Raw genomic sequence first — 20,745 nt, 5'->3', positions numbered from 1 at the left:
GCACACGCGCCAGCGCTTCCTGCGCTGGCCACCTAATGCGGCATGCGAACCACCCGTGATCTGGCGCGGCCGCATCATCAACAGCACGCGCTGGATTCACCTGTACTGCACGCTCGGACACCCGGCGGGCGGCCATCGGGAGAGCACCCGGTCTCTGTTCCGCTACGTTTCTCGCAGGCTTCTCGGTCGGGAGTGCCGGCCCCGAGCGCCCCTCAGACCGAATCGTCGCGGCGACCTGCCGTTTTAACCAGCCACAGGAGCCTGACCATGGAAGCCCTGCTGATCATTGCGCTTGGAGCCCTCGCCGGCCTCGTCTTTTCCCTGGGGCGCCTGTTCTGGCGGTTGTACGGGCGCAGGACGCGCCTGGAAGACCATGCACTGCCAGCTGACGAGCACGAATCGTTCCCCGGCGACACAGCACGCGCGTGGCCTCCGGCGCCGCACCTCGCCTGCCGAAGCCAATTCGGCCCCGTCTGCTGTGACCGCACCCGCTGCCAGATCACCGGCATCTGCATTGCCGAAGAGGACGCCCAGCCATGAAACCTCACATCGCCGCCCTGCAACGCACACTGCTGCGCATCGTCCGCAGCACCGGCGCGGCCGGCATCAAGACCGAAGAAGCCAAATCAATCGCCGCGCTCGATCACCCCGGCTGCAGCGCCGGCACCATGGACCACACATTCACCACCATGATCCGCGCGAACCTGATCCACGGCACCGGCACCATGCGCCGCCGACGGTACGTGGCCACCATCAGCAACACCGAAGACCAGACCGCAGCGGCACAGCAAGCGCGCGCTGATATCCACGCCCCGCGCCCGCTCACCAGCTGGCCCCCGAAGTTCCAACCCCGTCCAGATCCAGACTGGATGCAATCAGCAGGGAGCCCGCGATGACCGAGCTGCTCGACGTCGCCCACAAGGCCGTGCAGCTCTATGCCGAGAGCCACCCCCGGCCGCTACCGGAACGGGCCAGGTAACGGCTACGCCACCATGCCAGCCGTCAACTACGTCACCATCGCGAAGTTCGAAGCGGAGTCGGGGTATACCGAGGACGCGGTGCGGACTAAGATTCGCGACGGCGTGTGGCAGGAAGGCGAGGTCTGGAAGAAAGCACCGGACGGCCGCGTGCTCATCAGCATCGAGGGATACAACGCATGGGTGGAGAGCGGCAGTTCGAAGGCGTTCGGGCGGCTTCGGCATCGACAATCGAGATCGACTTCTACTATTCCGGCGCGCGGAGGCGGGAGCGCATCAAGCTCAAGCCCAGCCCCGCTAACCTGAAGCGCGCGTTCCTGCACCGCGCCGCAATTCTCGACGCCATCGAAAACGGCACCTTTGACTATGCCGTGACCTTCCCCAATAGCGCAGCCGCCGCACAGTTCGCCGCCCGCGAACACCGCGCCGCCGCACTGCTGGGCGACTACCTGGACCAGTGGTGCGAGAGCAAAGCCCCGACCATCAAGGCCAGCACCGCCGAGGGATACCGCAAGATCATCAAGGGCGTGCTGCGCCCGCATGTCGGCACTATCCCCCTGGCGGACTTTCGCCGAGGCAACGCTCGAACCATGTGCGAAGCAATCGATGCAAGCAACAAGCGCATCGCCAATGTGCTCTCTGTTCTGCGTGCAGCCCTTGCCGATGCGGTCGGCGACGATCTGATCGACACCAATCCGGTGGCAGGCTGGACCTACGCGCGCAACGCACCGCCCAAGGAAGAGGATGAGGTAGATCCCTTCACGCCGGACGAACAGCGCGCCATCCTCGCGGCGCTACCGGATCAAGGCCGCAACCTGGTGCAGTTCGCCCTCTGGTCAGGCTTGCGCACGTCCGAGCTGGTCGCGCTGCAGTGGCAGGATATCGACTTCGCGCGCGGCGAAATCCGAGTCCGCCGCGCCACTACCCAAGCCTCACGCCGGCAGGTCGAGACCACCAAAACTCGCAGCGGCACCCGCACGGTCAAACTACTCGGTCCAGCTCGCGCGGCGCTTGAAGCACAGAAGGCCCACACCCTGCTGGCAGCCGCCCACATCTTCCACAACCCGAGAACCGGCGAACCTTGGGCCGGCGACCAACCCATACGCAAAACACTCTGGCAACCCGCTATGCGCCGCGCCGGCGTGCGCTACCGCGTGCCCTACCAAACCCGCCACACCTACGCCAGCATGATGCTCTCGGCCGGCGAACACCCCATGTGGGTCGCGCAGCAAATGGGGCACGCCGACTGGGCAATGATCCGCCGAATCTACGGCCGCTGGATGCCGTCCGCAGACCTCAGCGCCGGGGGCAGAGCAGAAGCCCTATTCGGTTCCGAAACGGGGAACAAAACGCCGCAGGAGCGAACTGGAAATGACTGAAGACGGTCAACATTTTGGTCAACATTCGCGAGAAACCCGCGCCGTTAAGCCAGATTCCGGGGGTTCAATTCCCCCCGGCTCCACCAATTCAAACCCCGGCCATGGCCGGGGTTTTCTTTTTGTTGCTTGCTCAGTTTCCCGCGAGCAACAACTTCAGATCAGCGGCGATGCTTTCTGCACTCTCGGCGTGCCGCACGTACAGACGCAGGCGCCCTTTCTGGTCAAAAATGTATGTTCCCGCGGAATGGTCGATGCTGTAGTTCGATCCACTGGTGTCGCCGCTCTTGGCGTAGAAGATGCGAAAGTCCTTGGCAACTGCAGCGGTTTCATCGAGCGTACCGAACAGCCCGACAAAGCGCGCATCAAAGGCAGGCACGTAATGGGCCAACAGCTCCTGCGTATCGCGCTCCGGATCGACCGTGATGAACAACACCTGTACACCGTCCGCATCCTCGCCAAGCAACTTCATCACGTCGCTCATGGTGGCCAGGGAGCTTGGGCATACGTCCGGACACTGGGTAAAACCGAAGAACACCGTGACCAGCTTGCCCTCGAAATCCGCAAGCGTACGACGCTGCCCGGTGTGATCAGTCAGCTCGAAGCCCTTCGCATAGTCAGCGCCGGTGATGTCGGTATTGCGGAACTGGGGCTTCTGTTCTGCGCCACACGCAGCGAGCAGAACTGCGGCACAGACAAACAGGGCAAGACGCAGGAAATACGGCATGTATGGCATCAGAAACGCACGTAGTGATCGACCAGCAACGCTGCGAACAGCAGGAACAGGTAGAGGATGGAGAAGCGGAATGTCTTGCGCGCCAAAGTATCGCTGTAGCTGCGGTAGAGCTTCCAGGCGTAAGCGATGAACACGCCCCCCAAAGCGACGGCCGACAGCAGGTAAATCCAGCCGCTCATGCGCGTTGCAAATGGCAACAGCGTTACGCCGAACAGAATCATCGTGTAGAGCAGCACCGACAGACGGGTGTACTCCGGCCCATGCGTGACCGGCAACATCGGCAAGCCCGCACGGGCGTAGTCTTCAGTGCGGTACAGCGCCAGCGCCCAGAAGTGCGGCGGCGTCCATGCAAAGATGATCAGAAACAGGATCAAGGCATCCGCGGTGACTTCACCGGTCGCAGCGGCCCAGCCCAGAACCGGCGGCATTGCACCTGAAGCACCGCCAATCACGATGTTCTGAGGCGTGCGCGGTTTGAGCATGACGGTATAGATCACGGCATAGCCGACGAAGGTCGCCAGCGTCAGCCACATCGTCAGCGGGTTGACCCACTGGTACAGAATCAGCAGGCCTGCCCCGCCCAGCACGGAGCCAAAAGCCAGCGTTTCACCCCCTGACAGTTCACCTGTTGAGCTTGGACGCGCACGGGTGCGGGTCATGCGCGAATCGACACCAGCTTCGAGCAGGCAATTCATGGCAGCAGCAGCACCTGCCACACAGGCAATACCAACCGTCGCAGCCAGTACGACAGCGGGATCGGGCAGCCCGGCGGGGATAGCCAGGAACATGCCGATAATTGCGCAGAACACGATGAGCGTGTTCACGCGCGGCTTGGTCAGCACATAGAAGGCTCGCAGCCGCCGACCGGCGGCCAGGCGTTCAAGCGAAAGAGCTCTCATGTCGTGCACGCTCATCCTGATGTCTCCCCTGTTCGAATACGGCCGCGCTCTGACCGACGCGGTAGTTGATGCAGACCATGATAACCACCAACAGCGCCGCCCCGGCATTATGCGCAGCAGCCAACAGCAAAGGCAGGCTCAGGAGGACGTTGGCAATCCCGAGCACGATCTGCAAGATCACAGCGCCAATCAGCAGATTTCCCAAACGCGCAGTAGCAGGCAGGCCACGCAAGGCCAGGGCTAGTCCGATCAGCGCCAGCCCGGCCACCAACGCACCGATGCGATGCATCCAGTGTATGGCCGTCAGCGCCTCGTGTGAAAGCAACTCGCCTTGCGCGGTCATGCCAAGTTCGCGAATGACGTGAAATGCATTGGAATAGTCAGCCGCCGGCCAGAAGCTTCCGTGGCAGGTCGGAAAGTCGGTACAGGCAAGTGCTGCGTAATTGGTGCTGACCCACCCTCCCAGCACGATCTGCAGCGCAAGGAGCATGAAGGAGACGCGCGCAAAGACGCGCAAGCCTGAACTCACTGGGGCTGCAGGGAGCGTATAGGCGCGGGCACACAGCCAGGCCAGGACCGCCAGCGTAGTCATGCCGCCAATCAAGTGCGCCGTGACAATGGCCGGTTTCAGCAGCAAGGTCACGGTCCACATCCCCAGCATTCCCTGAAACACCACTATTCCGATCAAGGCCGTCGATATCCCCGGAGCAGCAGCCGGGTCCTTGCGCTTGCGCCAGGCCAGGGCCGCAATCGCAATGATCAGCAATCCGACGATCGAGGCGATATAGCGGTGAATCATCTCCTTCCACGCCTTAGGCATGCTGACCGGCCCGTGCGGATTGGCCGAATGGGCTTCGAGAATCTGCTCCGAAGCATGTTTCGGCGTGATTTGGCCATAACAACCTGGCCAGTCCGGACAGCCAAGACCGGCATCGGCCAAACGCACATAGGCCCCAAAGACGACGACGACCGAAGTCAGAATCAGCGTAAAGAGAATGAGCTTGCGATAGAAATTCATGGTCACAGACGCGAATACTTCAGCAGACGTTGCAGATCCTTCATGACGCGTTTCGCATCGGGCTCGGGCGGAAAGCGCATCATCACGTTGCCCAGCGGATCGATGAGGTAAATATGGCGCCCCTGCTCACCCGCCGGCAAACGCTCCGTCCAGGCGTCGACCGATCTGGCCACCTTGAGGCCGCGCTGGTCCTCAAGGGCCTGCGGCGCCGGATCGGCCGCATCGGTCAACAACCAGAGACGATCGACACGACGCATTTCCTCCCCTTGAGCGAGCCAGCTCTGGCGCATCGTGTACAGCGCTTGCTGACAGTCCGCATCACAGGCCCCCGCGCCCGCAAACACCATCGTCCAGCGTCCGCGCAGTGAGGCGAGATCGACGTCTTCTCCACCTACTCCGCTGGCACGCGCTTCCGGCAGCGGGACAGGCCCGATCAACTGCCCGTAGTTGACGGTCTCGTCGGGCTGCCAGAAGTAGTAGGTCACGTATGAGGCGACCACCGGCAGGGTGCACACGACAATCAATGCGGTGAGGGTCAGCTTGGCGCTACGCTGCATGCTTGCGGAAACTCCTGAACACATAAAATCCGGTAAGGGCAACCGCCAGCGCGGCAAGCGAGAACCATTGCAGCGCATAACCACGGTGGGTGTCTTCTCCAAGTGCCGGCACAGGCCAGTCACGCACGAGTCCGTCGCCGACATCGGAGGTTTGCTGCACCACCCATGACGCGACAGGCACTCCGGACCACTCGCCATACGCGGCGGGGTCGACAAACTGCCACCTTGCTCCGTCTCGCGGATCGGAGCCCAGGGAGAACGGCTCATGTTCCGGCACGACCACCCTGCCCGTCAGCGCAACACTGCCGGCAGGCGTCGCCACTGCTGGCAACACATCCCGTTTCATTCCAGAAGCCACCCAACCACGATTGACCAGCACCGCCGAGCCGTCCTGCAATCGCAAAGGCATCAGCACGTGATACCCCGGGCGTCGCTCATACACGCGGTTGTCGTGATACATCACCGCTTCGGCAAGCCACTCGCCGACCAGGCTCACGCGTGACCATTCCTGAGGTGCCGCCCCCTTTACGGTCGGCAGGCGCTCGGCTTGCGACTCGGAGAATTGCGCAATACGAGCGCCGATCTCGCGTTTCTGCTCTGCGCGGCGAAGCTGCCAGTTGCCCAGTTGCACGGCAACCACGGCAACGGCCACGCCCGCAATCAGTGGGACTGGATGAATCCGGTCAAGAAAACGCATCAGGCGGCCGCTGGAAGTCCCAAAAAAACTCTGCTTCGCGCGACAATCCGGGGAAGCCTTCCGAAACCCGTCGCTGCAAGGACCTCACCCATGAAATTCATCGTCATTCTGTTCCTGGTGCTGATCGTGGCCAGTCTCGGGTCTGCCCTGTACTTTCTGATGCAGGACAAGGGGAAAGGCACTCGCACCGTCAAAGCGCTGGCGCTGCGCGTGGGCCTTTCCCTGGCCCTGTTCCTGATGCTTATGGGGGGATTCGCATCAGGGCTGATTACTACCCGTCTATAGCCAGTACACCACCACAAACAGCCCCAGCCACACCACATCGACAAAGTGCCAATACCAGGCCGCGGCCTCGAAGGCGAAATGGTTGTCGGGCGTGAAATGACCGGCAGCGGAGCGGAAGTACATCACCAGCAGCATGATCGCGCCAATCGTCACGTGCAGCCCGTGAAAGCCGGTCAGCAGGTAGAAGGTCGAGCCGTAGATGCCGCTCGACATGCGCAGGTTCAGGTCGGCATGGGCATGCACATACTCGTAGACCTGGAAGCCCATGAAGATCGCGCCGAGCAGGATGGTCAGCAGCAGGCCGGTCTTGAGCTGGCTGCGCTTGTTCTTAAGCAGGCCATGGTGGGCCCAGGTCAGGGTCACACCGGAGGTGAGCAGAATCAGCGTATTCATCGCCGGGATGCCCCAGGCGCCCATCGGCGTGAAGCCTTCAGCGTGCGGATTCGGGCCGTCGGTCGGCCACGCGGCATCGAAACCCTGCCACAGCAACGCTTCATTCTCACCTGAGCCCAGCCAGGGGACACTCAGCACGCGCGCATAGAACAGGGCACCGAAGAAGGCTGCGAAGAACATCACTTCGGAAAAAATGAACCAGCCCATCGACCAGCGGAAGGAGCGATCCACCTGCTTGCTGTATTTACCCGACTGGGACTCGCGGATGACGGTACCGAACCAGCCGAAAAGCATGTAGACCAGAATTGCGAGTCCGAGACAGAGCAGCACCGGACCGGCACTGATCTTGTTCAACCAGCTGACTGCGCCCGTACCGAACAGCAGCAAGGCGATCGAACCATAGATCGGAAACTTCGACGGCTCGGGAACGAAATACTTCTCCAGTGCGTGACTCATCGACTACCCCCCCATTGTTGAATGCCGCAGACCGCTCATGCGAACTGCTGGCAGCCTGCTGTTGTGCTTTCTGACGAAGCCCTTCTGCCGACGAACGGACCGATCATCCGTCGCCATTCTCTCTCTCCACCCTCCCTTCAGTCCGGGAGCACCAGCCTCACCACCGTCAAGATGACGAGTACGAAAACCGCGCCGGCGAACAGCCCGGCGACTACAACTGCCCGCGGGTCCAGCGAACGGGCGTCGTCCTGATACGCGCTGCGTCTGCGGATACCGACGAATGACCACAGCACTGCCCGGATCGTCGCCCAGAAGCCAGCGCGCTCATCACTCATCGCAGCAGCCCTGCCATCTTCAACTCCCGCCTGCCGCGGCCGGCGCCTGGACCGAACGGCCTGCGACACCGAAGAACGTATAGGACAGAACAATGGTATTCACGTCTTCCGGGAGCTCCGGATCAATCAGGAAGGCCACCGGCATCGTGCGGGACTCCCCGGCATTCAGGGTCTGTTGCGTGAAACAGAAACAATCCATCTTCATGAAGTAGCGCGCGGCCAGTTGGGGACCATAGCTGGGCACAGCCTGACCGGTCACCGCATGATCACGGGTATTGGAAACTTCATACTCAACTGTGACCAGCTCGCCAGGATGCACCTTGAGTACATTCTGCTTCGGCCGGAAACGCCACGGCAGTTCCTGATGGATGTTTGCGTCGAATTCGATGGTGACCAGCCTCGAACGATCCACCTGGGTGTTCGTCGGCGCGCTGTTCGCCTGCAACAGGTTGTTGATGCCGGTAACGTCGCAGATCTTCTCGTAGAACGGCACGAGCAGGAATCCGAAACCGAACATCACGACCGTTGCCAGCAACAGCCGCCGCAACATGCTGCGATTCTCGCGGACGCGATCAAGCATCACGCCAACCTGAACTTGAACAGTGCGTACATAAAGAAGAACACCGCAACCGCTGCCAGCAGCAGTCCCAATCGGAGGTTCTTCGCCCTTCTATCGTCACTCATGCGTGCATCCTGCAAGACTTCTGTTCCAGGCCTCCCGAGCGGCAGCACCGCCCGGGGGTCCCCATGCATCACTTGACGAGCGGCGGTTCCTCGAAGGTGTGATGCGGAGCGGGCGACGGAACGGTCCACTCCAGGCCATCTGCACTTTCCCAGGCCTTGGCTCCGGCCTTCTCACCACCACCACTGGCTGCCTTGATGACCACCCACAGGAAGATCAACTGGCTCAGGCCAAAACCAAAGGCGCCGATCGAGGCAAGCATGTTGAAGTCAGCAAACTGCAGCGCATAGTCCGGGACCCGGCGCGGCATGCCGGCCAAGCCAAGGAAGTGCATCGGGAAGAAGGTGATGTTGAAGAAGATCAGCGACGCCCAGAAGTGCACCTTGCCGATGCGCTCGTCAGGCATGCGGCCGGTCCACTTCGGCAGCCAGTAATAGGCCCCGGCAAACAGGGCGAACAGACTGCCGGCCACCAACACATAGTGGAAGTGCGCCACGATGTAGTAGGTGTCATGGATCTGGATATCCACCGGTGCGATCGCGCAGATCAGTCCGGTGAAGCCCCCCATCGTGAACACGAAGATGAAGCCGACCGACCACAGCATCGGCGTCTCGAAGGTCATCGAACCGCGCCACATCGTGGCGATCCAGTTGAACACCTTCACCCCGGTCGGAACCGCGATCAGCATCGTGGCGTACATGAAGTACACCTGCCCCACTGTCGGCATACCCGTCGTGAACATGTGGTGCGCCCACACGATGAAGGACAGGATCGCGATCGACGAGGTCGCATAGACCATCGATGCGTAGCCAAACAACGGCTTGCGGGCAAAGGTCGGGATGATCGCGCTGACGATGCCGAAAGCCGGCAGGATCATGATGTAGACCTCTGGGTGCCCGAAGAACCAGAAGATGTGCTGATACAGCACCGGATCACCGCCGCCTACCGCGCTGAAGAAACTGGTGCCGAAGTGACGGTCGGTCAGCAGCATGGTTACCGCCCCGGCCAGTACCGGCATCACCGCAATCAGCAGGTACGCCGTGATCAGCCAGGTCCAGGCGAACAGCGGCAGCTTCATCATGGTCATGCCCGGTGCGCGCATGTTGAGCACCGTCACGACGATGTTGATCGCGCCCATGATCGAGCTGATGCCCATGATGTGGACCGCGAAGATCGCCATGTCCATGCCCATGCCCATCTGGATCGACAGCGGCGGATACAGCGTCCAGCCTGCGGCGGTGGCGCCGCCCGGCACGAAGAACGAGCCGATCAGCAGCAGCGCCGCCGGCGGCAGGAGCCAGAAGCTCCAGTTGTTCATGCGCGCGAAGGCCATGTCGCTGGCGCCGATCATCAGCGGGATCTGCCAGTTCGCGAAGCCGACGAAGGCCGGCATGATCGCGCCGAACACCATCACCAGACCATGCAGCGTGGTGAGCTGGTTGAAGAACTCGGGCGCCACGACCTGCAGGCCGGGCTGGAACAATTCGGCCCGGATCGTCAGCGCCATCACGCCCCCCGCGAGGAACATGACGAAGCTGAAGATCAGGTACATCGTGCCGATGTCCTTGTGGTTGGTGGTCGTGATCCACCGCATCAGCCCGGTCGGGCCGTGATGATCGTGATGGTGATCGTCCGCGTGCTCTGGGGTAACCGCCGCCATGCTGCCTCCTTCTCTTGACCCCGCCGGTCTTGGTCCGGCCGGGATTGAGCTGTCGAATTCTGGATCAGGTGCGGCGCGTCGTGACTGTGCGACGCGCTCGCTCGAAGCTGGGCAAGTCAGCCCTATCGCGCTGCGGCAACGGCATCCGCGGTAACGGCGCCTGCGTCGTTACCCCAGCTGCTGCGCACGTGGGTCGCGATGGCTGCGATCTCGGCATCCGCGAGACGCCCGAAGGGTGCCATCGCAGTACCAGGCCGCCCTTTCAGAAGCACCTCGATAAGGCCGGCAGCATCTCCGACAACCACCGCGGAACCCGCCAGTGCGGGGAAGGCCGGCGGGAGACCATTCCCGTTAGGCTGATGACAGGCTGCGCAGTTGGTGGCGTAAAGCTGACTGCCGTCGGCAACCTGAGGCGCCGCTGCCGCTGCGGCCGGTGCAGTCTCCGCTGCCGGCGCTTCTGCCGTAGCAGGCGATTCCGGAGCCGACGCCACAACCTCGGCAACTGCGCTGCTGTCGCTTGAAGCCACCTCGACGGACTGCCTGGAGGCAACCCATTCGGAATAGGCTTGCTCGGACACCACATGCACTTCGATCGGCATGAAAGCGTGATCACGCCCGCACAGTTCGGCACAGACGCCGCGATACACGCCTTCCTTGTCTGCGCGGAACCAGGCGTCACGAATGAAGCCCGGCACAGCATCCTGCTTGACGCCCAGGGCCGGCACCCACCATGCGTGGATCACGTCGTTGGCCGCAAGCAGCACGCGCACCTTCTTGCCGACCGGGACAACCACCGGATGATCGACTTCAAGCAGGTAGTTGTCGCCCTTGGCCTCACGGTTCTCGATCTGGCTACGCGGGGTGGTCAGCGTGGACACGAAGCTGATGCCCTCACCCTCACCGACGACATAGTCATAGCCCCACTTCCACTGGTAGCCAGTCGCCTTGATCGTGATGTCTGCAGCAGACGCGTCACGCATGTCGATGATGGTTTTGGTCGCCGGCCAGGCCATGCCGACGAGGATGAACACCGGAATGATGGTCCAGAGTACTTCGACCGTGGTGTTCTCGTGAAAATGCGCCGCGACGGCGCCTTTGGATTTGCGGTGCGCGAAGATCGAATAGAACATCACGCCAAACACCAGGATGAAGATCACTAGACAGATGATCAGCATCAGGGTGTGCAGATCGTAGATCTGCGTCGCAACCGGTGTGACCGGTTCCTGAAGATTGTATTTCGCCTGAGCCAGCGCAGATTGCGCCGCTACAAGCATAAGGCCCGACGCTGCAAGGCGACCGAAAAGACTCATGCCCCAATTCCCCCGTGTAGACATCAACGCATTGCACGGAAACCGCTGTTCCGTTGCGTGTGATTCGTCGCCTATACGGCGGGCGGATCACAAAGAAGTACTACCGAAGCACGACCCCTAACCCACTTTCCGTCTTTCCAGGCCGTTCCCCGACTTCCTGACGCGATGGACTGGCTGCGCACCCTGTTTCGTTCGAAATCTTGTATTGGCGCGCTTTTCCGTATGCCGTGCCGGAGTGTGCCACAAGCACTTTCAGCGCGGCAAGGCGATTTTTCCAGCGCCTTCAATGATCCAGATCAAAAGTCGTGCACCTCGTCACGAACTTCCGAAATCAGCCACCAGAGCGGATCTGGCTACCGTCAAGAGGACGTTGCAGACATACGACGCCGTAACCAGCGGAAGACGACTCCAACACCTGGCAGCCGGGCATAAAGTTCCTCGGCCGGATCCCAGTAGTCGCGATGCATGATCACCTGATCGTCATTTCCGAAGAGCAGCACGCTCGCGCCATGCACTTCGAAACTGCGCCCGGACATGGCGAAGCAGAAGGTCCATTCCAGCGCCGCACGGCGGTCGGCACCCATCCGGGCCGTGACCACGAAGCGCGGCGATTCAAGATTGGCGAACATGTGCTCGAAGATGCGCGTGATGGCCTCATGGCCAACGACATCGTTGAACGGATCCTTGAAGCGGGCATCGGGTGCATACAGCGCCCGCAGCTCATCGAGCGACTCGGGCCGCAGGTTCTCGTAAAAGTTCACGAGGCGGTCAAGCGCGTCATTCATAGGCCGGTGATCTTCCGTATGAGAGGAAAGTAAAACCTGCGCGGCAGCAGCGAGAGCAACTTCAGCACCAGCGTGAAGCGGCGCGGGAAATGTATTTCGAAGCCACCCCGGGCAAAGCCCGAAATGATGCGCCGGGCCGCCTCAGCGGAAGGAATCAGGGCCGGCATGTGGAAATCGTTGTTCGCCGTCAGCGGTGTTTCGACGAAACCCGGATTCACCACGAACACGTTCACTCCGCGTGGTGCCAGATCCAGGTACAGCACTTCGGCGAAATTGATCAGCGCCGCCTTGGTCGGGCCATAGGCGGCCGCTTTCGGCAAACCGCCATAGCCCGCCACGCTGCCGACCAGGGCAATAGCCCCTTCGCCACGCTCAAGCATGCTGCCAGTCACGGCCGCCACGCCTTCCATGACGCCGATGAGATTGGTGTCGACCGTCTTGCGGATCGACTCTGAATCCAGCTCCCAGGCACGCATCGGCGTATAGGTCCCGGCATTGAAGATTGCCAGATCAATTTCGCCGAATGCACGCAAGACTTCGGCCGCAGCACGAGCGTGATCCGCGCTGACGGTGACATCCATGGGCACGACCAGCGCCCCGCCACAGCGCTCGGCGACCTCGTCGAGCGCCACCCGCGTACGGGCCGACAGTGCCAGACGCGCGCCTTGCGTCGCAAGCGCCTCGGCCAGCGCAGCACCGATACCGCTCGACGCACCGACGATCCACACCCGGCGGCCGTTCCAGTCGCGAATCGGACGGTTCAGCGACATCACGAATCCCGCTTGTAGAACGACAGCGTGACTTCGCCCAGACGCACGCCGAACTTGCTCATCACCGAGCGGTTCAGCATCACCCGCTTGTCCATCAGGAACATCCAGTCGTCGAAATCGACGTTGTACACCTTGTCACCCACCGGCAAGGCCAGAACGTAACGCCAGCGCAGAGCATTGCCGGCCGCCTCTCCGAGTGCCTCGCCGACCACATCGCCGGCCGTGCCGGTGTAGCGGCCTGCGTCGTGTCGCGTCACCGTCCACACGCGACGCTGGGTCGTGCCGTCGGAATAGGTGAAATGCTCGTCGAGCGTGCCGACGTTGCCCTCCCAGCTCGCCTCGATCAGCACGTGGAAGCGCTTCACGACTTCACCCGAACGATCCTGAAAAATGCCATGGGCATCGAGCGTACCGTTGAAATAATCGCGCAAATCGAGCACCGGCTCTTCCGCCGCGTAACGCTGCACGTCAACCGAACCGCAACCGGCCAAGCCGATCATGCCGGCCAGCATGCACAGGAGTTTCTTCATCGCAGTCGTCCTTCAAAATCGAGTTGATATCTGAGCCGCCAAAGCAAGGCCGCCGCCGCCAGCTTGGCCACGCAGGGCAAGCCGGCATACACCAGCGCGAGTGCGAACAATGACTCGCCCTGCCCGACGCCCGGCGCGTAGCCCAGCCAGCCGAGCAGCGGCAACGAAACACCGGCCGCAATCGCCAGATTCGCCTTGGTGACGAAGTTCCACCACCCGAACCAGGCCCCGGCCCGCGACGGCCCATGCCCGAAATCGCGGGCCAGCAGGTCGGCCAGCATTGCCGGCGGCAGAGCCAGATCCGCGCCCAGCGCAAAACCCGACAACACGCAGATCAGCCCATAGGCCAGCAGATCGCCGCTCCCCAGCGATGCCGCCCAGGCAAACACCAGCACCGACAGCAGCATTGACGCGAACCATGCGCTGAGCTTGCCAACGCGTCGGGCAATGCGCACCCAGAGCGGCAGACCCGCTGCTCCCGCGAGGAAGTACAGGACCAGAAAGCCCCCCGCCAGGCGCTCGGCGCCCAGCACGTCGGCAACAAAGAACAGCACCGTCGAGGCAGGAATCGCCGCAGCGATTCCGCTTGCCGCAAACACTCCGAGCAAGGCGGCGAAGGGCCGGTGGCGCAATGCGGCAAGCAAGTCCCGCAGCACGGGCGCAGAGCGGTTCGAAACGGCATCCGGTCGCGGCGCCAGCAGCAGGGTCAGCCCCGCGCACAGCGCCAGAACCGGCACGAATACCCACAGCAGACGTTGCAGGCCGGTCGCGCTGTCTTGCGCCAACACGGTCGGCAAGGCCGCCGCCAGCACCACCCCGAGCAACGCACAGGCCTCCCGGGCCGCCACCAGCCGAGTGCGATCGGCCGGCACCTCGGCCGCTTCGGCGCCCCAGGCGTTGTAGTTGATGGTGGCCAAAGAGAAACCCAGCGTAACTGCAATGATCGCGGCCGCCAGCCAACCAGCACCCGCGCCCTGTGGCGGGGAGAGCAGGGCAATCATGCCCAGGACCAACATGGGCAAGGCCAGCAAGATCAACAGCCGACGATGGGCATGGCGATCACTCAGCGCGCCGATCAAGGGGTCGGTGACCGCATCAACGGCACGCGCCAGCAACAGCACTGTGCCAACGGCGGCCAGCGACAGCCCGACCTCCCCCGCATAGAGCTGCGGGGCATGCACATAGATCGGCAAGGCGGCGAAAGCCAGCGGCAAGCCGAGCGCCCCATAGGCGACAACCCGACGCAGCGGCAGCGCCTGGGTGGCGGAAAACGGCAACTCAGCGTTCATCGGCCAGACCGAGCAGGCTCTGCCGCATGTCCGGCTCACGGGTGCGCTCGTCCAGCCAGATTGCGAAGAAGGCCTCTGCAAAGCGGGGATCGTCGATCTCGACGGTCAGCTCGCCACGATGAAAGAAGCGCACGCTCCCATCCGCCCGACGCAGCCCGATGATTGCATCGTCGCGTTCCACATCCGGAAAAGCCGCCTCGAGCAATGCGCGCCAGGACTGCACGAGGGCTTCGTCCGCCACATTCAGCCGCTGCATCTCTTCCAGGCTGACATCGACCAGACGTTGCGACTTGATTGCGCGCCCGTAACGGATCTCCAGCGCAAAGGTCGCGTCCGGCGACCAACCCGCGCCCGCCGGCACCCACAGGGCAGCGTCATAGATGCGCATGCCGAACCAGCGCATCCGCGCATCACCAAGCACCTGCCAACGCTCGGCCGCACCGGGCAGCACGGAAGGCGCGGACCACTTGCCCGATGCCGACGCGATGATCGGCACGCACGCGCACAACAAGACCAGCTCCCGGGCGAGACGGCCCATGCGCTCAAACCCGCAGGAATTCGTAGTGATGAACATCGATATCCCCCGAAGTAAAACCTGCCTCGCAGTACGAGAGATAGAAGCGCCACATGCGCATGAAACGCTCCGGGAAACCTTGCGCCCGAATCTCGTTATCGCGGGCATTGAACAGCGCGTGCCAGCGCGCCAGCGTGCGCGCGTAGTCACGCCCGAAGGCGAAATCACCGCAGGCCGCAAGGCCGGCCGCCTCGGCATGTCGCCCGACCATGACGGGGGACGGCAGCATGCCGCCCGGAAAGATGTAGCGCTGAATGAAGTCCGTACCACGCCGATACCGCGCAAACAGCTCGTCGGCGATGGTGATGGCCTGGATCACGCAACGGCCGCCCGGCTTGAGCAGTTCGGCAATGCGCGAGAAATACACCGACCAGTAGCGCTCGCCGACGGCCTCGATCATCTCGATCGACACGACGTGGTCGAACTGGCCGGCCACATCGCGGTAGTCGCACAGCTCGAAGCGCGCTCGGTCCTCGAAACCGCCCTGCTGCGCACGTTCGCGTGCAAACGCGAGCTGGGCCGGGGACAGCGTCAGGCCGTGCACATGGCAACCGTATTCGGTCGCGGCAATCTCGGCAAAACCGCCCCAACCACAGCCGATTTCCAGAATGGTCTGCCCCGGCCGTGCATCGAGCCGGTCGAGGATGCGGCGGTACTTGCGACGCTGCCCGTCAGCCAGAGACTCGTCTGCAGACTCGAACACCGCTGCCGAGTAGGTCATGGTCTCGTCGAGCCACAGTGCGTAGAAGTCGTTGCCGAGGTCGTAGTGCGCCTCGATGTTGCGGCGCGATCCGCGTCGGGTATTGGCGCGCAGCAGATGCCATGCCCGCGCGGCCATCAGTCGCAGCGCGCGGCCATACACCGCACGCCCGAGCACTGCACGATTGGACGACAGCAGTGTCAGCATGGCCGACAGATCATCGGTCTCCCACTGCCCGTCCATCCACGCTTCGGCCAAACCGATATCACCACGTGCCAGCACCGCTTCAAACACCGCGTGATCGCGCACACGCCAGTGCGCAAGCAGCCCGCCGTGGCCGACTCGCATCTGATGCCCGTCAGGCAGTTCCACCGCCAGCGCCCCACCCTGCAGGCCTTCGAGCAACTCCAGCGCCAGTCGCGTCGCGGACGGGATGCCGGCCGGTGGCGAGCGTGTATCGGCACCGATGATGTGTTCATTGGAAGTCATCGGGTCGTTTCCTCAAACGGGAGCGCGGGCTTGCGAAAGAAGGGCACGCGCTTCCACCACAATCTCATTGCCTGCCAGTGAATACGGGCGATCACGCCGAAGGTCATCAGCGGAAACCGGAGCAACCACTTGCGCATCATGGCTGCGGTGAGCGGCTCGCCGTGACCGGCGATACGGGTGGCCAGACGAAGTTCGTCATCAATCCAGTAGTCGATGGTCACGTAGCGCAGTGCGTCACGCTCACCGAAGCTGAAGCGGTATTCGCCCTCGACCTCGAAGAACGGCGAGACGTGGAACACTTTCTGGGCACGCAGACGATCACCGGACTTGATCGGACTCAGGTCGGGGTGATGAACCAGATAGTTGTGATGCTCACCAAAGGTGTTGCTGACCTCTGCCAGCACCGCTCGCAGCTGCCCCTGCTCGTCGTGGCAGTGAAAGAAGCTGACCGGGTTGAAGACGTATCCGAACAGCCGCGGCATGGTCTGCAGCACCACCTCTCCGCCCGTGCAATGCGCCAGGCCCTCGCGCGCCAGCAGTGCGCGGACCCAGGGCAGCAGCGGAGTGCCATCGCGTGGGCCGTGGTCGGCCGAGCGCAGCGAGAACACGGCGCGGCGATCAATGCCCAGCAGCGGCAGATCGCACTCGGCCAGACGCGACAGCGGCAAGCGCAACCACGCCATGCGGTAGACGAAGCGGTTGTGTGCCGGCTTCATGCGCTCGTGCATGACCGCACCGAAGTTCACGCTTGGATCAAAGGCCGCACTCATGCCACAACCGCCAACGGGGTGGTCTCAGCCACCCACGGCGCGCTGACGCCCAGGGCTTCGGCGACACGCAGCGCAGACTTGAGACCGTCCTCATGAAAGCCATAGCCCGTCCAGGCGCCGGCAAACCAGCTTCTGTTCACACCCTGAATGGCCGGCAGTGCTTCCTGTGCAGCTACCGCAGCCTGATCGAACACCGGGTGCGCATAGTCGAACTCGGCCAGGCGATGCTCGTCGCGTGGCTCGTCGAAAGGATTCAGCGACACCACCACCGGCGTACTGCACGGCAAGGGCTGCAACTGGTTGAGCAGGTAGCTGACCGCAACCGATTGCTCGCCCTGCCCACCTGCAGCGGATAGGTAGTTCCACGCCGACCACACTGCGCGGCGGCGCGGCAGCAGCGCTGCATCGGTGTGCAGCACGGCGCGGTTGCGCTGATAGCGCACGGCGCCCAGCAGTCGCCGCTCTTCGGCTGTGGCGCCGTCACCAAGAATGGCCAGCGTCTGATCCGTATGGCATGCGAATACGACCTCGTCAAAGCGCTCCTGCGCGCCATTCGAGCGAACCCAGACGCCGCCTTGGTCGCGCGTTACACGCTCGACCGGTGCATTCAATCGCGCATCGGCAATCGCCGGCAGCATGCGCTGAACGTACTCGCGTGCGCCGCCGCGCACCGTCATCCACTGCGGGCGATCCAGCACCTGCACCAGTCCGTGGTTGTGACAGAAGCGCACGAAAGTGGCCAAGGGATAGGCCAGCATTGCCTGCGTCGGGCAGGACCAGATCGCGGCCGCCATCGGCAGCAGATACCAGTCGCGGAACACCTGGCTGTAGCGCTGAGCGTCCAGATACTCGCCAAGCGACATGTCGGGAGCTGTGCCGTTGGCGGCCATGGCCGTCGCCGTGCGATTGAAACGCATGATGTCGGCCAGCATGCGCCACATCGCGGGACGCAGCAGATTGCGCCGTTGCGCGAATACCGTCCCTAGATCGGAGCCCGCCCATTCGAGATCGGGCGAACGCATGCTCACGCTGAAGGACATGTCCGAGCGCGCCACCGGAACATCGAGCAGACGGAACAGCGCGCACAGGTTCGGATAAGTGCGCTCGTTGAACACCAGAAAGCCGGTATCAACGCCAAAGCGCTTGCCGTCCACCTCGACATCAACGGTGTTGGTATGGCCGCCGAAGTAACTGCCTGCCTCGAACAGCGTGACCTGTGCCTTGCGCGACAACAGCCAGGCCGAGGTCAGCCCGGCAATGCCGGAGCCGATCACCGCAACACGCTTGTCGCCACCGCCGATCCGACCGATTTCACCCATGTCCATTCTTGTTTCTCCGCTGCGGGCAACGATCAGGCGTTGCGTCCCTCAATCAGGGCATACGCAGAATGGTTGTGGATGGATTCAAAATTCTCGGACTCGACCGTCCAGTGTTCGACGCGCTTGTCCGCCGACATGCGCAGCGCGATGTCACGCACCAGGTCTTCGACGAATTTGGGGTTGTCGTAGGCGCGCTCGGTCACCCACTTCTCGTCCGGCCGCTTGAGCAGCCCGAAGACTTCGCAGGAAGCCTCTTCTTCGGCGATACGCACCAGCTCTTCGATGTCCATGTCGTCGAGAAGCGCAGCGGTAATGGTGATACGCGAGCGCTGGTTGTGCGCGCCGTAGTCGGAAATTTTCTTGGAGCACGGGCAGAGACTGGTGACCGGCGCAGCCACCTGCAGCGTCACGGCCACCTCACCATCCTGCGCCACTTCGGCGATCCACGCCACATCGACATCCAGCAGGCTTGCCACACCCGACACCGGCGCCAGCTTCTCGATGAAATACGGAAAGCGTAGCTCCAGGCGTCCGCTTTGAGCCTCCAGCCGCGTCAGCATGTCGCGCATGATGCGGCGCAGCTCTGCCTGCGTCAGTTCACCCCGCTCGCTTTCCAGAATCTCCACAAAGCGCGACATGTGCGTGCCCTTAACGTCCGGCGCCAGCCCGACCGTCATCTCCAACGTCGCCACGGTATGCACCGCTTTGCCGGAGGCCGAGCGCACGCACAGCGGGTAGCGCAGGCCGCGCACACCGACCCGCTGGATGGCCAGCGCACGATGGTCGGGGCTGGACTGAACGTCGGGAAGAAAGGCGCGATCAGGAGCGTTCATGGCGAGAGACCTCTTGGTAAGTGCCGGTCAGGCGAATTGCGGCACGGGAACGGCCGTCACGATGAGGGCGTTGCGGTGCAGGAAGATCTTGGTATCCAGATCCATGCTCGGTTTTTTGTCCTGTACACTCGGAGCGGGATCAGGCTTGATGACCGGGGCGGTGCGCGCCTCGGCCCGCACTTCACCCTCCCACCAGAAAACGCTGGCAGCCAGCACCATTGAGGCGACCAGCAGCATCGAGGAGCGGTTTATTGCTTTGGTGGTGTTCATTTTTTGTCCTAGACAAAAGTGGTACGCAGCCCTAAGATAGAGCCGTCGATGCTTCAAGTCAAGCGTTTGTCCAGGACAAAATGGAAAAAGAAGCGCCTAAAGAAGTACTGCTCAACATCGCCGCGGTCGAACGTGACACAGGGCTGGCCAAGGACACCCTGCGCGTGTGGGAGCGCCGATACAGCTTCCCGACACCTACCCGCGATGAGCACGGCAATCGGCTCTACAGCAGCGCAGATGTCGAGAAGCTTCGTGTCATCCGTCGCCTGCTTGATCAGGGCCGTCGTCCGGCCGCGCTGATCCGGGCCACCACCGATGAACTGCTGTCGCAACTCGATCAGAATGCAGTGCGACCTGAAGTCACATCGAGCTCCGTAGACGAAACGGCTTTTCTTCAGCTCGTGCGGCTGCACCGCAACCAGGAACTACGGGCAACGATGCAGCAGATGCTGCTCAAGCAAGGCTTGCAGCGCTTCGTCGCCGAGACCGTGAGCACACTCAACGTTGCGATCGGTCAGGCCTGGATGCGTGGTGAAGTGGATGTGCCCGAAGAGCACCTGTACTCGGAACAGGTCAAGAATCTGCTGCGCAACGCCATCAGCTCACTGCCGGACGCCTCATCAAGACCGCGCGTGCTGCTGACGACCTTCCCCGACGAACAGCACGGGCTCGGCATTCTGATGGTGGAAGCCATGCTGGTACCTGAAGGCGCCAGTTGCGTGTCGCTGGGCACCCAGACTCCGCCCGGGGACATCAGCAAGGCCGCCATCGAGGGGCGCTTCGACATCGTCGCGCTGTCGTTCAGCAGCGCCTTTCCGCTGCGCCAGGCGGTTGACGGCCTCAAGTTGCTGCGCCAGCAGCTGCCGTCCACCATTTCGCTGTGGGCCGGCGGCGCGGCACTGGCCACGCGGCCTCCCAGCCTGCCGGGCATTCGCATCGTCGACTCGCTCGATGACGCTGTCGTCGCCCTGCAGGAATGGCGTGCCAGCAGCAAGGGCGGCGTGCACTGAGCGGTATCCTCACATCCAGCGCAGG

Annotated in this window: 25 protein-coding genes and 1 pseudogene; 6 read left to right on the top strand and 20 right to left on the bottom strand. The window is 62.7% G+C overall.

What is annotated here, in order from left to right:
* Positions 1–267: 267 nt before the first annotated feature.
* The 4 genes and pseudogenes from AC6H0R_RS11315 (at position 268) to AC6H0R_RS11300 (ending at position 2,356) form a co-directional block, all read left to right on the top strand.
* Positions 268–540 carry a hypothetical protein gene (locus AC6H0R_RS11315; protein WP_497581471.1) on the top strand — a complete coding sequence of 91 codons (273 nt, stop codon included), beginning with the start codon at positions 268–270 and terminating at the stop codon, positions 538–540.
* Positions 537–896 carry a hypothetical protein gene (locus AC6H0R_RS11310; RefSeq protein WP_497581470.1) on the top strand — a complete coding sequence of 120 codons (360 nt, stop codon included), beginning with the start codon at positions 537–539 and terminating at the stop codon, positions 894–896. Before AC6H0R_RS11315 ends, AC6H0R_RS11310 begins: the two co-directional genes overlap by 4 nt.
* Before the next feature lie 39 nt (positions 897–935).
* A pseudogene (locus AC6H0R_RS11305) lies at positions 936–1,109 on the top strand (hypothetical protein); the annotation flags it as partial.
* Between the two features lie 47 nt (positions 1,110–1,156).
* Positions 1,157–2,356, top strand: a complete 1,200-nt coding sequence (locus tag AC6H0R_RS11300) for a tyrosine-type recombinase/integrase (protein ID WP_497581469.1) — start codon at positions 1,157–1,159, stop codon at positions 2,354–2,356.
* Positions 2,357–2,486: 130 nt separating this feature from the next.
* On the opposite strand, the gene AC6H0R_RS11295 is transcribed toward AC6H0R_RS11300, so the two are convergent.
* From AC6H0R_RS11295 to AC6H0R_RS11275, 5 genes are read right to left on the bottom strand one after another with little or no spacing between them, the layout of a single operon-like run.
* Entirely contained in the window at positions 2,487–3,089 is a 603-nt protein-coding gene (locus tag AC6H0R_RS11295) for an SCO family protein (protein WP_497581468.1), read from the bottom strand.
* Complete coding sequence (gene cyoE, locus AC6H0R_RS11290; protein ID WP_497581467.1) at positions 3,089–3,988, bottom strand: heme o synthase; 900 nt, start codon at positions 3,986–3,988, stop codon at positions 3,089–3,091. The genes AC6H0R_RS11295 and cyoE overlap by 1 nt, the downstream gene beginning before the upstream one ends.
* Positions 3,969–5,006, bottom strand: coding sequence for a COX15/CtaA family protein (locus tag AC6H0R_RS11285; RefSeq protein ID WP_497581466.1), 1,038 nt, complete (start codon positions 5,004–5,006; stop codon positions 3,969–3,971). The genes cyoE and AC6H0R_RS11285 overlap by 20 nt, the downstream gene beginning before the upstream one ends.
* Before the next feature lie 2 nt (positions 5,007–5,008).
* Positions 5,009–5,563, bottom strand: a complete 555-nt coding sequence (locus tag AC6H0R_RS11280) for an SCO family protein (protein WP_497581465.1) — start codon at positions 5,561–5,563, stop codon at positions 5,009–5,011.
* Positions 5,553–6,260: an SURF1 family protein gene (locus tag AC6H0R_RS11275; RefSeq protein ID WP_497581464.1), complete on the bottom strand. Its 708-nt coding sequence runs from the start codon at positions 6,258–6,260 to the stop codon at positions 5,553–5,555. The genes AC6H0R_RS11280 and AC6H0R_RS11275 overlap by 11 nt, the downstream gene beginning before the upstream one ends.
* A 90-nt stretch (positions 6,261–6,350) precedes the next feature.
* On the opposite strand from AC6H0R_RS11275, the gene AC6H0R_RS11270 reads away from it, so the two are divergent.
* Positions 6,351–6,545, top strand: coding sequence for a twin transmembrane helix small protein (locus AC6H0R_RS11270; protein ID WP_497581463.1), 195 nt, complete (start codon positions 6,351–6,353; stop codon positions 6,543–6,545).
* Here AC6H0R_RS11270 and AC6H0R_RS11265 read toward each other — a convergent pair.
* The 15 genes from AC6H0R_RS11265 to AC6H0R_RS11195 form a co-directional block, all read right to left on the bottom strand.
* Complete coding sequence (locus tag AC6H0R_RS11265; RefSeq protein ID WP_497581462.1) at positions 6,540–7,394, bottom strand: cytochrome c oxidase subunit 3; 855 nt, start codon at positions 7,392–7,394, stop codon at positions 6,540–6,542. The two genes, AC6H0R_RS11270 and AC6H0R_RS11265, sit on opposite strands and share 6 nt — an antisense overlap.
* A gap of 137 nt (positions 7,395–7,531) precedes the next feature.
* Entirely contained in the window at positions 7,532–7,729 is a 198-nt protein-coding gene (locus AC6H0R_RS11260) for a DUF2970 domain-containing protein (RefSeq protein ID WP_497581461.1), read from the bottom strand.
* A 19-nt stretch (positions 7,730–7,748) separates the two neighbouring features.
* Positions 7,749–8,309 carry a cytochrome c oxidase assembly protein gene (locus AC6H0R_RS11255; RefSeq protein ID WP_497581559.1) on the bottom strand — a complete coding sequence of 187 codons (561 nt, stop codon included), beginning with the start codon at positions 8,307–8,309 and terminating at the stop codon, positions 7,749–7,751.
* 172 nt (positions 8,310–8,481) lie between these two features.
* Positions 8,482–10,071, bottom strand: coding sequence for a cytochrome c oxidase subunit I (gene ctaD / locus AC6H0R_RS11250; RefSeq protein WP_497581460.1), 1,590 nt, complete (start codon positions 10,069–10,071; stop codon positions 8,482–8,484).
* A 122-nt stretch (positions 10,072–10,193) separates the two neighbouring features.
* Complete coding sequence (gene coxB / locus AC6H0R_RS11245; RefSeq protein WP_497581459.1) at positions 10,194–11,381, bottom strand: cytochrome c oxidase subunit II; 1,188 nt, start codon at positions 11,379–11,381, stop codon at positions 10,194–10,196.
* A gap of 359 nt (positions 11,382–11,740) precedes the next feature.
* Complete coding sequence (locus tag AC6H0R_RS11240) at positions 11,741–12,166, bottom strand: nuclear transport factor 2 family protein (protein WP_497581458.1); 426 nt, start codon at positions 12,164–12,166, stop codon at positions 11,741–11,743.
* A complete protein-coding gene (locus AC6H0R_RS11235; protein ID WP_497581457.1) occupies positions 12,163–12,936 on the bottom strand; it encodes an SDR family NAD(P)-dependent oxidoreductase in 774 nt (257 codons plus the stop codon). The genes AC6H0R_RS11240 and AC6H0R_RS11235 overlap by 4 nt, the downstream gene beginning before the upstream one ends.
* Positions 12,936–13,466, bottom strand: a complete 531-nt coding sequence (locus tag AC6H0R_RS11230; protein ID WP_497581456.1) for a DUF3833 domain-containing protein — start codon at positions 13,464–13,466, stop codon at positions 12,936–12,938. The genes AC6H0R_RS11235 and AC6H0R_RS11230 overlap by 1 nt, the downstream gene beginning before the upstream one ends.
* Complete coding sequence (locus AC6H0R_RS11225) at positions 13,463–14,755, bottom strand: MFS transporter (RefSeq protein ID WP_497581455.1); 1,293 nt, start codon at positions 14,753–14,755, stop codon at positions 13,463–13,465. Before AC6H0R_RS11225 ends, AC6H0R_RS11230 begins: the two co-directional genes overlap by 4 nt.
* Positions 14,745–15,329 carry a chalcone isomerase family protein gene (locus tag AC6H0R_RS11220; protein WP_497581454.1) on the bottom strand — a complete coding sequence of 195 codons (585 nt, stop codon included), beginning with the start codon at positions 15,327–15,329 and terminating at the stop codon, positions 14,745–14,747. Before AC6H0R_RS11220 ends, AC6H0R_RS11225 begins: the two co-directional genes overlap by 11 nt.
* Positions 15,298–16,518: a class I SAM-dependent methyltransferase gene (locus AC6H0R_RS11215; RefSeq protein WP_497581453.1), complete on the bottom strand. Its 1,221-nt coding sequence runs from the start codon at positions 16,516–16,518 to the stop codon at positions 15,298–15,300. The genes AC6H0R_RS11220 and AC6H0R_RS11215 overlap by 32 nt, the downstream gene beginning before the upstream one ends.
* Positions 16,515–17,288, bottom strand: a complete 774-nt coding sequence (locus AC6H0R_RS11210) for a DUF1365 domain-containing protein (RefSeq protein WP_497581452.1) — start codon at positions 17,286–17,288, stop codon at positions 16,515–16,517. Before AC6H0R_RS11210 ends, AC6H0R_RS11215 begins: the two co-directional genes overlap by 4 nt.
* Positions 17,285–18,613: an NAD(P)/FAD-dependent oxidoreductase gene (locus tag AC6H0R_RS11205; protein ID WP_497581451.1), complete on the bottom strand. Its 1,329-nt coding sequence runs from the start codon at positions 18,611–18,613 to the stop codon at positions 17,285–17,287. Before AC6H0R_RS11205 ends, AC6H0R_RS11210 begins: the two co-directional genes overlap by 4 nt.
* 26 nt (positions 18,614–18,639) lie before the next feature.
* Positions 18,640–19,440 (bottom strand): GTP cyclohydrolase FolE2, encoded by an 801-nt coding sequence (folE2, locus tag AC6H0R_RS11200; RefSeq protein WP_497581450.1) that lies wholly within the window; start codon positions 19,438–19,440, stop codon positions 18,640–18,642.
* Between the two features lie 27 nt (positions 19,441–19,467).
* Entirely contained in the window at positions 19,468–19,710 is a 243-nt protein-coding gene (locus tag AC6H0R_RS11195; protein WP_497581449.1) for a hypothetical protein, read from the bottom strand.
* An 80-nt stretch (positions 19,711–19,790) separates the two neighbouring features.
* Between AC6H0R_RS11195 and AC6H0R_RS11190 the strand changes: the two genes are divergently transcribed.
* Entirely contained in the window at positions 19,791–20,720 is a 930-nt protein-coding gene (locus AC6H0R_RS11190; protein WP_497581448.1) for a MerR family transcriptional regulator, read from the top strand.
* Positions 20,721–20,745: the final 25 nt, after the last annotated feature.

It is taken from the genome of Pseudazoarcus sp. NS36, assembly GCF_059703705.1.
This window is presented reverse-complemented; position numbering and strand designations above follow the sequence as displayed.